This is a genomic window from Methylobacterium sp. JK268 (assembly GCF_054052225.1).
On the sequence record NZ_JBSVZN010000015.1, the window covers coordinates 59,719 to 74,287 of the forward strand.

Here is a 14,569-nt window from a genome sequence, read left to right on the forward strand (position 1 = left end):
GGTCCCCGGCTTCTTGGAGCGGCGCGGTCGATCCTTGCCCCGCGGGCTCCTGCTCCCGACATTCCGCCCGCGGCCCGGTCGGGCCGTGAACCAGGAGACGGTAGCCATGGCGCATCAGGGACAGCGGCCCGAAGAGCCCCGCGCGGAACTGCTGATGCAGGTCGAGGGCATGACCTGCCAGGGCTGCGTCGCGGCCGTGACGCGGGCGATCCAGCGCCTGGACCCGCAGGCCGCGGTCGCGGTCGACCTCGATCAGGGCCGGGTCAGCGTGGTCACCGACGCCCAGGCGCTCGACGTGGCGCAGGCCCTCGGCCGCGCCGGCTACGAGGCCCGCGCCATGACCGGCTGACACGGAACCCGCGCTTCTAACGATCGTTTAAGCCGGCTCTGCCAGGGTCGTGGCGTTCGGAGTCGGGGAGCGCGGGTGACCTCGGGAGCAGACCTCGGAGTCACCGGCGCGGGCGTGGCGGGCGTGCGTATCAACAAGGCCTTGGCGACCCTGATCGACGCCCGCCTCGCGGGGCTGGTCCACGAGTCCGTCTCGGAGGAATCCGGCGAGCGCGCGCGTCACGAGCGCTTCCTGATCTCGCGCCTCGCCACGGGCGCGGTCAGCATGGCGCTGCTGCCGCCCTACCTGCTCTGGCGGGGCGTGCCCACGCTCGTCGAGGCGGCGATCACCGCCTGCCTGCTGCTCCCGGTCGTCGCGGCGATCGTCCTCGCCCGCACCGGGCGCCTGACCGTCGCCCATGCCCTCTCTGCGGCGGCCCATACGGGGCTCGTCGTGTGCCTCGCCGCCCTCACCGGCGGGCCGACCTCGGCGGTCGGGATGTGGCTGGTGCTGATCCCGATCGAGGCGCTGATGGCGGGCACCCACCGGGCCGCCCTCTTGGCGGCCGGCATCGCGGCCCTCGGTGCCCTCACCATCGCGGCCCTCGATCCCGCCCCGGACGCGCTTCTCGGCTGGTCGGCCGCGCTGGCGATGCCGGTCTTCGCCATCACGGCGATCTGCCACGTCCTCACCCTCGCCCTGGAGTACCGCCGCCGGGAGGGGACCTGGAGCGACCGGCTGCAGGAGGCCTCGGCGCGCAACGCGCTCCTCCTCGACGCCGTCGACGACCTCGTGACCTGGCACGACCGCACCGGCGCGGTGCTGCAGGCCAATCGCGGGGCGATCCGCCTCGCCGGGACCGCCCCGCAGGCGCTGCTCGGCCGCGGGCTGCTGGCGCGCGTCCATGTTCCGGACCGCCCGGCCTTCCTGAAGGCGATCAGCGACGCGGGCAGCCTCGACGGCCCGGTGACGGTGCAGTTCCGCCTGCACGCGGACCTCCCCGCCGCCGGCGAGGCGGGCCGGGTGATCTGGGTGGAGATGCGCGCCCACCGGGTCCCGCCCGGACCCCGCGCCCGGGCCGCCCAGGCGGTCGCCGTGGTGGCGGTGACCCGCGACGTGTCCGAGCATCACCGCCACGCGGAGGAGCTGGAGCGCGCCCGCGCCGAGGCCGAGCGCGCCGACGCGGTCAAGAGCCGCTTCCTCGCCGTGGTCAGCCACGAGCTGCGCACGCCGCTCAACGCCATCATCGGCTTCTCCGAGATGCTCTCGGCGGAGGCCAACCTCGCCCTGCCGGTCGAGCGCCAGCGGGAATACGCGGCGATCATCCACGGTTCGGGCCGCCACCTGCTCGAAGTGGTCAACGCGCTCCTCGACCTCACCAAGATCCAGAGCGGCAGCTTCGACTTCGCGCCCGAGCCCTTCGATCCGCGCACCCTGGTGAATGGCTGCTGCGACCTGATGCAGCTGCGCGCCGACCAGGGCGGGGTCGCCCTGCTGCGCGACGTGCCGGCCGATCTCCCGGAGGTCACCGCCGACCCGCGCGCCTGCCGCCAGATGCTGATCAACCTCCTGTCGAACGCCGTAAAGTTCACGCCGCGGGGCGGGCGCATCACGGTGGCGGTGCGGACGGTCTACGACCGGCTCGAGATGTCCGTCACCGATACCGGCGTCGGCATCGCCGAGGCGGACCTGCCGCGGCTCGGGGATCCCTTCTTCCAGGCCGGCGAGCCGGCGGCCTATGCGCGCATGCACGAGGGGACCGGACTCGGCCTCTCGGTGGTGCGCGGCCTCGTCGGGCTGCATGGCGGCGAGATGCTGCTGGAGAGTTCGGTCGCCCGCGGTACCCGCGTCCTGGTGAGCCTGCCCCTCGATTGCCGCGGCGGGAGCCGCGGCGCCGGCCCGGTCCCGATCCGCACGGCGCCGCTCGCCGACCCGTCGGTCCCGCTCCTGCGCGCCGGCTGACCGCCCGACGCGGCCCGGCCGCAGGACGCTCTTGCCGCCCGGCCCCCGCCCGCCACATCGCTCCGGGACAGGCGCCTTGCTCAGCCGCGATCGGCCGGCCATGAGGGGCTGGCCATGAGGGCCTGGCCATGAGGAAGCGCCGCGCCGCCGGGACGCGCCGCGAGAAGGGGACCGCATGATCGAAGCGGCGATGATCTGGAACGAGCCCAACAACAAGTCGCACTGGGACCCGGAGGTCGATCCGGGCTGGCACCTCTTCGCCGAGACATTGGCCTGCGCGGCGCAGGCCCTGAAGCGCGAGGCGCCGTCCCTCCCGACGGTGCTGGGCGGCCTCTCTCCGATCGATCCGACCTTCGTGCAGTTCCTCGAGTCCAAGCGCGCCCTCGACCACGTCGACGTGGTGGCCGTGCACGGCTTCCCCCTCGACTGGAACCTCTGGCAGATCAACGAGTGGCCGCAGAAGATCGCCGAGATCCGGGCGGTCACGCCCAAGCCCGTCTGGGTGACGGAGGTCGGCGTCTCGACCTTCGGGGCCGATGAGGTGCAGGTCTTCGGGCTCGACCGGACGGCCGAGCTCCTGGTCGGCCGCACCCCGCGCATCCACTGGTACAGCCTCTACGACCTGCCGCAGGCCTGGGGCGCCACCACCCGCCACAAGGAGGCGGAAGGCTCCTCCTATTACCGCCACTTCGCTATGGGGCTCCTGCGCGAGGACGGCACCCCGAAGCCGGCGCTGGAGCATTTCGCCCGCCACACCCCGGCGATGGGCCTGTGCCAGTGGTTCCACTACGAGGATCACCGCCTCGACGAGGCGGTCGCCTGGATGCGCCGGCTCGGCGTGCGCTACCTGCGCACCGGCCTCTCCTGGGCGGATTCCTTCCGGCCGAACGCCCTCGACTGGTTCGACCGGCAGATGGAGGCCCTGGGCGACTTCGACGTGACGGTGACCTTCTGCTTCACGCCCGAGCACCGGGGCATCGCTCCCCACCACACCAGCCCGCCGCAGGTGAAGGAGGAATTCGCGGAGTTCTGCGCCGCGATGGTCCGGCGCTACGCCGGCCAGCTCCGCCCGAACCCGGAGACGCTGGTGATGCCGGCGCTCTCCGCATGAGCGGCGTGGTCACCGGGCCGCTGGCGCCGCCCTCGCCGGAGGCGGAGGCCTTCCTGGCCGCGCTCGCGCATCCGGCCCGCGGTCCGGTGGCGGCCGCCCACGTCGCCCTGGTGGTGGCGCATCCCGACGACGAGAGCGTGGGCTGCGGCGCGCAGCTGCCGCGGCTCTCCGGTCTCACGGTCATCCACGTCACCGACGGGGCGCCCCGGGACGGGCGCGACGCGGAGCGCCACGGCTTCCCCGATCCCGCCGCCTATGCCCGCGCGCGGGCGCGGGAGCTCGACGCGGCGCTCGGCCTCGTCGGCGTGCCGCCCGAGCGGCGCATCGCCCTCGGCCTCGCGGACCAGGGCGTCGCCGAGGCGATCGCGCCGCTCGCCCGCCGCCTCGCGGACCTGTTTCGGGAGCGCGGCCTCCGGGTGGTGCTCACCCACGCCTACGAGGGCGGCCATCCCGACCACGACGCCGTCGCGCTCGCCGTACAGGGCGCCAAGCGGCTGCTGGGCGGCGCGCTCGCGGTGATCGAGATGCCCTATTACCATCGCGGCCCGGAGGGGATGGAGGCGGGCGCCTTCCTGCCGGCGGACCCGCCGCGGCGGGCGATCGCGCTGCATCTCGACCCGGAGGATTGCGCCCTCAAGGCCGACCTCTTCGCGGCCCATGCCAGCCAGGCGCCGACGCTCGACCGGTTGCCGATCGCGCTGGAGCGCTTCCGCGAGGCGCCGGAGCACCGCTTCGACGCGCTGCCGAACGGGGGGCGTCTCCTCTACGAGGAGTGGCGGCTCGGCCTCGATGCGGAGCAGTTCCGCGACCTGATCCGGGCGGCGGACCGGGCCATCTCGGAATCGCCCCCATTCTAACCTAGCGTCACGCAACGTTCCGCGCTATCGCCAACTTCGCAAGCCGAATCGGAAATTTGCGATGAGCGAGACTGCCGACGTGGAGGCGGTGAAGTGTGCCTGCGAGAATTGCGTCTGCGTCGTCCCGCTCGCGACGTCCGTGCAGCACGAGGGGCGGGCCTATTGCTGCGACGCGTGCGCTACGAGCCATCCCGACCATGCCGGCTGCGGGCACGCGGGCTGCGGCTGCCATGGCTAGGGCCAAAACTCGATCAGCTTGACCTTGCGAGGGGCTGCTTTCGACCCGCTGCAGATCTCATCCGAGGCTGGTTCAAGGTAGCTGTCATCCCACGAGGATAGCCGGGTATGTCGAACGAAAATGCCTTGCGCGACCTGTTCAACCGCTGGGAGCGCGTGTGGCACGAAGGTGCCTTCGATCTCGTGGAGTTGTGCGTCGCGCCGGAGTATGTGCGGCACGACGAGATGGGTGACCGGACAGTCACCCGGGAGGCGTATGCGGCCGAACTCACCAAGCTGCGCGAGGCGCGTCCTGATGTCCGGATTGTTGTCTATGACCACAGCTTCGACGGTGATCGTGCGTGGTATCGCTTCACGATGCGCTGGACAGATCGGGACAGTGGCGAGGTTCGCAGCCGCGCAGGCTTGCAATCCTATCGCACTGAGGGCGGCAAGCTGGCCGAGACCTGGGTTATCATGCAGCCGATCGGTTCGGCGTGGAGCGATCCGGTTGCTCAAGCTACCTGGACGACGCCCACGCCGAAGTAGGCGCACCATCGGGGTCTGCTAACCACCCCCTACGATCCTTCGCACGGTCAAGCTGTCAGGTATTGACCCTAAGGGCGTGCTCTCGCAGGGCGTCGTCGCGGCTGCGAGAGGATACCACCGGTCATGAAAAACGACCGGTGGTATTAGCCCGCCATCGCCTCGCCCAGGGCCGCCTCCAGCTCTGCCGCGCGGTGAGCGGCGGTGTGGGCGCCGAGCACGCGGCGGCGGGCGGCCTCGGCGAGCGCCGCGCGCTCCGCCTCGGGCATCTGGGTCAGCGCCCGCAGCACCGCCTCCGGCCCCTCCGCCACCACGATCTCGCGGCCCGGCGTCAGGACCGCGTCGAGCCCCGGCCAGTCGTCGGAGATGATCGGCGTGCCGCAGGCGGCGGCCTCGAACAGGCGCACGCTCGGGCTATGGCCGGCCGCCCGCATGTCGGCCCGAGTCACGTTGAGGGTCCAGCGGCTCAGGCCGTAGAAGGCCGCGTGGTCGGCCGGGCCGACATGGTCGCGGCGCTCCACGTTGTCCGGCCAGGCGATGGTGTCGGGATATTGCGGGCCGGCCACCATGAAGCGCAGCTGCGGCGCCCGCCGGGCTGGCTCGATGAGCAGCCGCTCCAGGGTCGGCTGCCGGTCCGGGCTGTAGGTGCCGAGATAGGTGAGGTCGTAGGCGGGCACCGCCCCCGTCGGCCCGTACAGGGCCGGATCGACCGAGCAGTACAGCGCGCGGGCGCGCGGCGCGCCGAAGTCCCGCTCCAGGCGCGCGAGCACCGGCCCGCCCGTGAAGGAGAGGTAGAGGTCGTAGGCGGCGATGAGATCGGGCGTCAGGTACTCGTGGTCGCCCCGCGCCAGCTTGGCGAGGGTCACGGGCGTGTCGATGTCGTAGAAGCCTGCGACGCCCCCGCCCTCGCGCATGGCCGCGATCGCCCACTCCCCGACCGCGACGCCCTCCGGCACGTAGGAGCCGACGATCGCCGCGTCCGCCCGCAGCAACAGGGGCCGCAGATCCCGCAGGGCGGCGAGGTCGCGATAGAGGACGAGGTCGCAATAGGCGGGGTCGGCGAGGTCGCGGTGGGCCGCGTACCAGGGCACGTCCCGCTCCAGGAAGGAGATGCGGTGGCCGCGCGCCGCCAGCGCCTTCAGCAGCGCCCTGTAGGTCGTGGCGTGGCCGTTGCCCCAGGAGGAGGACAGGCTGAGGCCCAGGACCACGATGTCGAGGGGGCGGGTCACGGATGGCGCCCCCCGGGCCTCTCGGCGAGCGCCGCCCGCAGGATGGCGTCGACCTGGGCGCCGCGGCGGGAATAGGTGTGCTCGGCGAGGATCCGGCGGCGGGCCGCCGCCCCGATCGCGGCGGCGCGAGCGGGATCGAGCGCGGCGAGGTGGTCCGCCACGTCGGCGCCGTCGCGGGCGACCAGCACCTCCTCGTCCGGCGTCAGGAACATCTCGAGCCCGGTCCAGGCATCGGTGATCAGGCAGGCGCCCGCGCCCGCCGCCTCGAACACGCGGGTGGCCGGCGACCAGCCCGTCGCCGCCATCGAGTCGCGGGCGATGTTGAGCACCGCGCGCGGGGTCACGTTGAAGGCGTTGTGGTCGCGGGTGGAGACGTGGCCGAGATGGCGCACGTTGCCGGGCAGCCCGCGCTGGTCCCAGCCATTGCCGCCGATCAGGAAGGCGCGGTCCGGGAGGCGCGCGGCGGGCTTGAGGAAGAACTCCTCCACGCGCGCCTCGCGGTCGGGGAGGCGGTTCCCCAGGAAGGAGAGGTCGGCCGCGAAGCGCGGATCCGGCGGCACCGGGTGGTGGGTGTCCGGATCGAGGGCGTTGTAGACCGGGATGCAGCGCCGGGCGCCGAACCCCTCGTAGGCCTCGATCACCGGAGGACCGCCCCCGTAGGTGAGGACGAGGTCGAGGGCAGGCAGCGCCCGCCGCAGCGGATGGTCGGGCGCGGCGGCGATCTCCGCGAGGGTCGCGGGGGCGTCCACGTCCCAGAACAGGCGCAGCGCGTCGGGGCGCGCCGCGGCCACGAGGCCTTCGAGCAGGAGGTCGTCGAACACGCCGACGCCGGAGGCCTTCACCACCACGTCCGCCCGCGCCGCCTCGGCGATCACCTCGCGCGCCGCCGCCTCGGTCGCTGGGTAGACGGTGACGGCGCACCAGTCCGGCGGGTCCATGTCCCGGTGGCTCTGCCGGTCGAAAGCGTCGGGCTCGTAGAAGGTCGTGCGCCAGCCCCGCCCCGCGAGGTCGCGGATGAGGCCCCGGTAGTAGGTGGCGGCGCCGTTCCAGTAGGAGGAGAGGAGGCTGGAGCCGTAGAAGGCGATGGTGCTCATCGGGGAACCCCGCGGACGAGGGGAAGGGCGGGGCGGCGGGCGGACCCAACCCTCCCCCCTCTGCGGGGGAGGGTGCCCCACGGAGTGGGGCGGGAGAGGGGAACCACGCCTCCGGAGAAGCCTGAACCGTCCTGACAGGCGCTCCCTGGAGAATTGTCGCGCCGGCCCCTCTCGGCGGGACTGCGTCCCGCTGCGCCTGCTCCGCAGGCCACCCTCCCCCGCAGAGGGGGGAGGGTCCCGCGCGCGCCGTCCCGAATATCCGTCGCCGCCATCACCCCGCCCCCCGCAGCCGCGCGACCACCGCGAGCAGTTCCTCCGCCCTGTGGGCGCAGGTGTGGCGCGCCCGGATCGTCGCGAGGCCGTGCGCCGCGAGCTCCGCCCGCAAGGCGGGATCCTCCCGCAGCGCCCGCAGGTGGCGCGTCATCGCGGCGCCGTCCTCGGCGAGGAGGAAGTCGCGGCCGGGGGTGAACAGGCCCTCGCTGTCGCGCCAGGGCGCGCTGACGAGGGGGATGCCGCAGGCCAGAGCCTCGAAGACCCGGATCGTCGGGATGCCCGGCAGGGTCTCGACGTAGAAGCGCCGGGGCACGTGCACGGTGGCGAGGTGCTGGGCGAAGACCTCGGGGGCGCGCGCGTTCGGCAGCCAGCCGCGGTAGCGGGCGCCGTGGCGGGCCAGGGCCGCGCGGGCCTCCTCCGGGTAGCGCACGCCCCAGATGTCGAGGGACAGGTCCGCCTCACGCGCCGGGCGGAACAGGAAGGTCTCCAGTTCCGCGCTGCGCTCGCCGTCGCCCCAATTGCCGATCCAGACCAGGCCCTCGCGAAGGGTCTCCGCCTCCGGTGGGCGGAACAACTGCGTGTCGGCGGCCTCGTGCCAGACGAAGACGCGCTCGCCCCAGCCCCAATCCCGGTAGACGGCGGCGAGCGTCTCTCCGAAGGCCAGCACCCCGTCGTAGCCGGAGAGGTCGAAGGCCCGCATGGCGGCGGGATCGCTCACCGCCCGGTGATGGGTGTCGTGGAACAGGAGCGTGAACCGCCCGCCCGCCTTGCGCAGCGCGCCGATGCGCGCCACCAGGGCGGGCTCGTTCCACTCGTGGACCAGAACGAGATCCGCCCCGTCCAGGGCCTCCTGCGGGTCGAAGCCGGGCGGGTCGATGCGCGAGGTGAGGTCCGGATAGGGCGCCAGGGAGGCCTCCACGCCCGCCTCGCCGTGGTCGGCCCGCAGGTTCGCGAGGCTCCAGGCCCCCTCCGGCTCGTGAACGGTGACCGCGTGGTCCCGGGCGATCAGCGCGCGCAGCACGCCGCGCAGAAAATGGGCGTTGCCGTGATTCCAGCAGGAGCGCAGCGAGTGGGTGAAGACCGTGATCCTCACCCGGGCGCTCCGGCGCGCCGGGGCAACTCGCCGAGCACGGCCGCGTAGGCCGCGCGCACGCCCGCTCCCATCGCGTCCAGCGAGAGGCGGTCGGCGCGCGCCTTCGCCTCCGCGCCGAGCCGCGCGCGGATCCCGGGATCCCCCGCCACCATCTCGATCGCCGCCGCGAAGCCGGCATCGTCCTCCGGATCGATGAAGATGGCGGCCTCGTCCCAGAGCTCGCGGAAGGTCGGGATGTCGGAGAGGACCAGGGCGCAGCCCGCGGCCGCCGCCTCCAGCACGCCGAGGCCGAAGGGCTCGTAGCGGGCCGCCGAGACGTAGATCGGGGCGCCCGACAGCCAGCGCGCCACGTCGAGATCGCTGAGCCGGCCGAGGCAGCGCAGGTGCCGGGGCGTGGCGCGGGCGGCGTTCGGCCCGTCGAGGGGACCCGCCGCCAGGAAGGGCCGGGGCGCGAGCCGCGCGGCGACCCGGTCGAGGGTGGCGGCGCCCTTGCCCTCGTCCCAGAGGCGCCCGGCCGTGAACACGAAGGGCGAGGCGGCGGCGCCGGAGGGCGTGCGGTGACCCCTCTCGGCCGGGCTGCGCCGGCCGTTCGGCACCACCCAGGGCATCGCGGGCAGGGCGTAGGTGGCGGCGGTCGCCGCCGCGAAGGCGCGGGTGGGCGCCAGCACCGCGGCGGCGCGCCGGTAGCCCGCCCCCGCCAGCGCCGCCCGCCACGCGAGGTCCGGCGGCAGCGGGCCGGACCGGTTCGCCGCCCACCACGTGGCCACGCAGGAATGCGCCACCGCCACGATCGGCGCCGGGAAGGGGGCGATGCCGGCGAGCGCCGGGCTGTTCAGGTGGACGAGGTCGGCCCCCGCCCGCTCGGCCTCGCGGGCGACGCGCCAGGCGGCGGTCTCGACCTCGCCGCGGGTGAGCGCCGTCCAATCCAGGGGCACGTCGATGACCCGCAGGTCGAGGCCCCGGATGGTGCGGGCGGCGCGGAGCTGGTCGAGGGAGGGTTCGGGCCCGAGCACCGCCAGGGTGACGCCGAAGCCCTGGCGGTCGAGATCGAGGCAGAGGTCGAGGGCGTATTGCCAGACCCCGCCCACCGCGTCCGCGGTCATGAACAGGGTGCGGGACGGAGCGCGCGGGCGCGCGGCGGTCAGGCCGGGCAGCATGCGGATTCCAGTTCGGTCAGGGGCGCCGGCCGCTCCTCCTGGATGTCGCTGAAGCGGTCGAACTGCCCGAGATAATGGGCGTGGGCCCGCTCCCAGGCCTGCCCATCGGGCGCGCCGAACAGCCGCCGGTAATCGGGCGAGGAGGGGTAGGGGTAGAGCGGCACCGGATCGTTGGCCCAGACCCCGGCCGCGCGCAGCCGGTCGCGCCAGGCGGCCACGAGGTCGGGATCGTCGCCGGCCACCTTGATCAGGTTCGCCTGCACGAAGGGCACCGAGCGCCGGGCGTGGATCAGCCGCTCGGCGAGGTCGTCCGTCGAGGCGCGGCACTTCTTGTCGAGGAGGGCGCGGCCCTCCTCCGTCAGGCTCTCGACGCCCGCCTCGATCGAGACGCAGCCCGCCGCCCCGAGGAGGTCGAGCATGTCGGGCTTCCACAGGTCGATCCGGGTCTGCACGCCGAAGGACACGCGCCGGGAGACGAGGGCCTCAAGGAGCGGCTTCTGGGGCAGGAAGATCTCGTCGATGAAGTAGAGGTAGGTCGCGCCCTGCGCGATCAGCCGGTCGACCTCGTCGAGGACGATCCCGAGGTCCCGCCGCCGGTAGCCGTCGCGGAAATCGAGCTTCGCGCAGAAGGTGCAGGTGTAGGGGCAGCCCCGCGAGGCCTCGACCTCGGCGCCCGGCCCGTCGGGGGCGCGGTCGAAGCGGTGGTGGTGGTGATGGTGGCGGGCGATCCAGGCGTCGGGCCAGGCGATCGCCGGCAGGTCGGTGAAGCGCGTCGCGGCCGGTCCTCCGGTCACCACGGCCGCGCCGCCCTCGCGATAGGCCACGGACGGCACCCGGGCCGGCTCCGCGAGGCCGCCCGCGGCCAAAGCCGCCACCACCTCCTCGCACTCGCCCCGCACCACGATGTCGCAGCCGAGCTTGGCGAGCGTCGTCTCGGGCGTGACCGAGCCGTGCGGACCGACCGCGACGGTGCGCCCGCCGCGATCCCCCAGCGCGTCCAGGAAGGCGCGCGGCACCCGCAGCTCCGGCTGGGCGCAGCGCCAGAACAGGTAGGTCGGCGCGGTCGTCACCACGGTCATGGCCGGGCCGAAGGCCGCGACCTGATCGGCGAGCGCGTCGAGGGTCAGCCCGTCGAGCGCGCCGTCGAGCATCAGCACCTCGTGGCCCGCCGCCTCCGCCAGCACCTTGCAGGCGCCGAGTTCGATCGGAAGGTGGGGCTCGCGGCACCCGAAATAGATGCTCTGGGCGAAGCTCCAGGTCGGGTTGACGAGGGCGATTCTCACCGATGCGGGATCCTGACGCCTGCTGTTGACGGAGACCAGGGAACTGGCGGAGCGGCGGTCGGCGACAAGGCTTGTGCCCCGATGCTGGTTAAGCGCTCGATACCGCCGCCTGCGCCCGACGGGGGGAGAGACCTGCAGGCAGCGCAAGGCCGCGGGCCTGCGCGAGCCATCCCGCGAGGTCGGCGAGCCCCTGGCGCCAGGGGATCGGCGGCGCGAGGCCGAGATCCGCCGTCACCCGGCGCGTGTCCGAGACGTAGTAGCGCTGGTCGCCGGCCCGCCAGGGATGGAACGTGAGGTCGAGGGGGCGCTCCACGAGCGTCTCGATGGCCTCGAGTACCTGCCGCAGGCTGACGGCGTTGGCCGGCCCGCCGCCGAGATTGTAGGCCCGCCCGCCGACCGCGCCGATCCGCGCCAGCGCCGCCCGGTAGGCCGCGACCGCGTCCGCCACGTGGAGGATGTCCCGCACCTGGTGGCCGTCGCCGTAGATCGCGATCGGCCGCTCCTCCAGGGCGCGGATCAGGAAGTGGGCCACCCAGCCCTGGTCCTCGGTGCCCATCTGGCGCGGGCCGTAGATGCAGCTCATGCGCATCACGCAGGTCGGCACGCCGAAGCTGCGGGCGTAGTCGAGGACGTATTGCTCGGCGCCCCCCTTCGAGCAGCCGTAGGGCGTGTGGAAGTCGAGGGGGCGGGCCTCGGCGATGCCGTGGCGCCGGTGGTCCTCGTCCGTCGGCCGGTAGCCCTCCTCCTCGCGGCGCAGGGCGAGGTCGCCGAGGTCGCCGTAGACCTTGTTCGTCGAGGCGAAGATCAGCGGGGCCGGGTCGGGGCGCCGCCGCAGGGCCTCGAGCAGCGTGAGTGTGCCGCCGAGATTGACCGTGAAGTCGGTCACCGGCTCCGCGAGGCTCGTGGTCACGGCGACCTGCGCGGCGAAGTGGAACACCGCGCCCGCCTCCGCGGCGGCGGCCGAGAGCGCGCCGGCGTCGCGCATGTCCGCCACCACGGCCGAGATCCGCCGCGGGTGCCGGCGCTTGAGCCAGTCGAGATTGGCCTCGACGCCGGGCCGCACCAGCGCGTCGTAGATCAGCACCGGCCGTCCCTCGGCCGCCAGCGCGTCCGCCAGGTTGGCGCCGATGAAGCCGGCCCCGCCGGTGATCAGGATCGGGCGCTGGCCCGTCACCGCCCTCATGCGACGAGCCCGTGCCGCTCGAGTTCGCGGCGGGCCTCTGCGACGCGGTCGCGGGCATCCGCCTGCGCGGCCACCCAGTCGGCGAGCTCCGCCAGCCCCTCCGTGAAGTCCCGCCGCGGGGCGAAGCCGAGTTCCGCCCGCGCCTTGCCGATGTCGGGGATGCAGTGGCGGATGTCGCCCGCCCGCATCTTGCCGGCGATCTCCGGCGCGAGGTCGGTGCGGCCCATGGCGCGGGCGAGGAAGCCCGCCACCTCTCTCACCGAGCGGTACTCCCCCGAGCCGATATTGTAGACCTGCCCCGCCGCCTCGGGCCGGTCGAGGGCGAGGAGGAAGGCCTGCGCCACGTCGTCCACGTGGACGAAGTCGCGCAGCTGGCGCCCGTCCTCGAAGATCACCGGGGCTGCGCCGTTGTGGATCCGGGAGGCGAAGATCGCGAGCACGCCCGTGTAGGGGTTCGACAGGGCCTGGCCCGGCCCGTAGGCGTTCCACAGCCGGAGCGCCACGCCCTCCATGCCGTAGGCGGGGCTCAGCATCAGGGTCAGGCGCTCCTGGGCGTATTTCGACAGGGCGTAGACCGAGGCGAGCGCCGGGCGCTTCCATTCCGGGGTCGGCACCGGCACGAGGGGGCGGCCGGCCGCGTCGAGGGGATCCCAGGGCGCGTCGGGACCCGAGCGCGGCATCCGGATCACGTCCTCCACGAGGGTGCCGTCCGCGTCCCGGTAGAGCCCCTCGCCGTAGATGCTCATGGAGGAGGCGACCACCACCCGGTCCACCGGCCGCTCGATCAGAGCCTGGTACAGGACGGCCGTCCCGAGGTCGTTGACCGAGACGTAGCGGTCGACCGCGTACATGCTCTGGCCGACGCCGACCTCGGCCGCGAGGTGGATCACCTTGTCGACCCCGATCAGCACCTGGGCGACCGCCGCCTTGTCGCGCACGTCGCCGCGCCGCAGATCGACCTCCTCCGGCAGGTCGTCGGGCCGCGCGAGCCCGCCATGCACCTGATCGATCAGGCTGTCGAGGACCCGCACCCGGTCGCCGCGCGCCACGAGCGCCCGGGCGACGGCCCGGCCGATGAACCCGGCACCGCCGGTGATCAGGATGGTCTGCGGCACGCACGAGTCCTTCCGCTGCCGACCCCGCGAGGGGATCGAGGTACATACATCCCACCTGTATGTAAGTTCCTTGCTGGCCGCGGACAGAGCGCCTTGTCCCCAAAAATTCACCCGCCGCCGGGTGCTTGGCCCCGGCCCGCGGGCGCCGCGGACCGCCCGGCGGCGATGCAGCGGAACAACAGAGCCGCGCGGATCGACGTGCGGCGCTCCTCAGGGCCGCTCCGCAATCGTTGCGGACGTAGCCTTGACTGCAAGAACAGCTAAGTAGCGAGGTCAACACGGGCCGGAGGCGGTTCCGCCGGCCAGAGGGAGTCTTCGATGACCGGTCCCGGTTACGGAAAAGCCATGGTCGCGGCGGGTCTCGCGGCCTTCGTCTTCACGGCCGGCGCGGCGCGGGCCGCGCAGTGCGGCAACGGTCCGGGCGGGTTCGAGGCCTGGAAACGGGAATTCGCCGAGGAGGCGCGGGGCCGCGCGAGCGCGGCGAGCCTCCAGGCCCTGATGGGCACCTCCTATTCGGGGGCGACGATCGCGGCGGATCGCGGCCAGCGCAGCTTCCACCTCTCGCTCGACCAGTTCCTGGCCAAGCGCGGCGGACCGGCGATCGTGTCGCGGGGCCGGGCCATGAAGGCGCAGAACGCCGCCCTGTTCGCCTCGATCGAGCAGCGCTACGGCGTGCCGCCGGGCCCGCTCCTGGCGATTTGGGGCATGGAGACGGGCTTCGGCGCGGTGCGGGGGAACGTCAACACGCTCTCGGCGGTGGCGACCCTGGCGTATGATTGCCGCCGCTCGGCCTACTTCACCGACCAGCTCTACGCCGCCCTGACGCTGATCGACCGGGGCGTGATGTCGGCGAGCACCCGCGGCGCGGCGCACGGCGAGGTCGGGCACACGCAGTTCCTGCCGAAGAACGTGCTGAACTACGGCACCGGCGGCAGCCTCGACAATTCCGCCAACGCCCTGAACTCCACCGCGAACTTCCTGCGCGCCCATGGCTGGCAGCGCGGCGCCGGCTACCAGCCCGGCGAGCCGAACTTCGCGGCGATCCAGGGCTGGAACGCCGCCTCGGTCTACCAGCGGGCGATCGCGCTGATCGGCAAGCGGATCGACGGGGGCGAGTGAGGG

General features: G+C 73.4%; 14 protein-coding genes. 7 read left to right on the plus strand and 7 right to left on the minus strand.

What is annotated here, in order from left to right; all coding sequences use genetic code 11:
* The first annotated feature begins 106 nt into the window (after window positions 1-106).
* The 6 genes from ACW9J6_RS17780 (at window position 107) to ACW9J6_RS17805 (ending at window position 5,023) form a co-directional block, all read left to right on the plus strand.
* Entirely contained in the window at window positions 107-349 is a 243-nt protein-coding gene (locus ACW9J6_RS17780; protein ID WP_457117827.1) for a heavy-metal-associated domain-containing protein, read from the plus strand.
* Window positions 350-472: 123 nt separating this feature from the next.
* A complete protein-coding gene (locus ACW9J6_RS17785; RefSeq protein ID WP_457117955.1) occupies window positions 473-2,290 on the plus strand; it encodes a sensor histidine kinase in 1,818 nt (605 codons plus the stop codon).
* A gap of 175 nt (window positions 2,291-2,465) precedes the next feature.
* Entirely contained in the window at window positions 2,466-3,401 is a 936-nt protein-coding gene (locus ACW9J6_RS17790; RefSeq protein ID WP_457117828.1) for a glycosyl hydrolase, read from the plus strand.
* Complete coding sequence (locus ACW9J6_RS17795) at window positions 3,398-4,258, plus strand: PIG-L deacetylase family protein (RefSeq protein WP_457117829.1); 861 nt, start codon at window positions 3,398-3,400, stop codon at window positions 4,256-4,258. Before ACW9J6_RS17790 ends, ACW9J6_RS17795 begins: the two co-directional genes overlap by 4 nt.
* 61 nt (window positions 4,259-4,319) lie before the next feature.
* A complete protein-coding gene (locus ACW9J6_RS17800; RefSeq protein WP_457117830.1) occupies window positions 4,320-4,496 on the plus strand; it encodes a metallothionein in 177 nt (58 codons plus the stop codon).
* 107 nt (window positions 4,497-4,603) lie between these two features.
* Window positions 4,604-5,023, plus strand: coding sequence for a nuclear transport factor 2 family protein (locus tag ACW9J6_RS17805; RefSeq protein ID WP_457117831.1), 420 nt, complete (start codon window positions 4,604-4,606; stop codon window positions 5,021-5,023).
* A gap of 143 nt (window positions 5,024-5,166) precedes the next feature.
* On the opposite strand, the gene ACW9J6_RS17810 is transcribed toward ACW9J6_RS17805, so the two are convergent.
* The 7 genes from ACW9J6_RS17810 to ACW9J6_RS17840 all read right to left on the minus strand — a co-directional run bounded on the left by ACW9J6_RS17810 (window position 5,167) and on the right by ACW9J6_RS17840 (window position 13,447).
* The gene (locus tag ACW9J6_RS17810; protein WP_457117832.1) at window positions 5,167-6,249 is read right to left on the minus strand and encodes a CgeB family protein; all 1,083 of its coding nucleotides are present in this window, start codon (window positions 6,247-6,249) and stop codon (window positions 5,167-5,169) included.
* On the minus strand, window positions 6,246-7,343 hold the full coding sequence (locus tag ACW9J6_RS17815; protein WP_457117833.1) for a CgeB family protein: 1,098 nt from the start codon (window positions 7,341-7,343) through the stop codon (window positions 6,246-6,248). The genes ACW9J6_RS17810 and ACW9J6_RS17815 overlap by 4 nt, the downstream gene beginning before the upstream one ends.
* A gap of 271 nt (window positions 7,344-7,614) precedes the next feature.
* Window positions 7,615-8,709, minus strand: a complete 1,095-nt coding sequence (locus ACW9J6_RS17820) for a CgeB family protein (protein WP_457117834.1) — start codon at window positions 8,707-8,709, stop codon at window positions 7,615-7,617.
* A complete protein-coding gene (locus ACW9J6_RS17825) occupies window positions 8,706-9,866 on the minus strand; it encodes a glycosyltransferase family 4 protein (protein WP_457117835.1) in 1,161 nt (386 codons plus the stop codon). The genes ACW9J6_RS17820 and ACW9J6_RS17825 overlap by 4 nt, the downstream gene beginning before the upstream one ends.
* Window positions 9,851-11,149 carry a TIGR04295 family B12-binding domain-containing radical SAM protein gene (locus tag ACW9J6_RS17830; RefSeq protein ID WP_457117836.1) on the minus strand — a complete coding sequence of 433 codons (1,299 nt, stop codon included), beginning with the start codon at window positions 11,147-11,149 and terminating at the stop codon, window positions 9,851-9,853. Before ACW9J6_RS17830 ends, ACW9J6_RS17825 begins: the two co-directional genes overlap by 16 nt.
* Window positions 11,150-11,237: 88 nt before the next feature.
* Complete coding sequence (locus ACW9J6_RS17835; protein ID WP_457117837.1) at window positions 11,238-12,332, minus strand: NAD-dependent epimerase/dehydratase family protein; 1,095 nt, start codon at window positions 12,330-12,332, stop codon at window positions 11,238-11,240.
* A complete protein-coding gene (locus tag ACW9J6_RS17840; protein WP_457117838.1) occupies window positions 12,329-13,447 on the minus strand; it encodes an NAD-dependent epimerase/dehydratase family protein in 1,119 nt (372 codons plus the stop codon). The genes ACW9J6_RS17835 and ACW9J6_RS17840 overlap by 4 nt, the downstream gene beginning before the upstream one ends.
* Window positions 13,448-13,765: 318 nt before the next feature.
* On the opposite strand from ACW9J6_RS17840, the gene ACW9J6_RS17845 reads away from it, so the two are divergent.
* Complete coding sequence (locus ACW9J6_RS17845; RefSeq protein WP_457117839.1) at window positions 13,766-14,566, plus strand: lytic murein transglycosylase; 801 nt, start codon at window positions 13,766-13,768, stop codon at window positions 14,564-14,566.
* Window positions 14,567-14,569 lie beyond the last annotated feature (3 nt).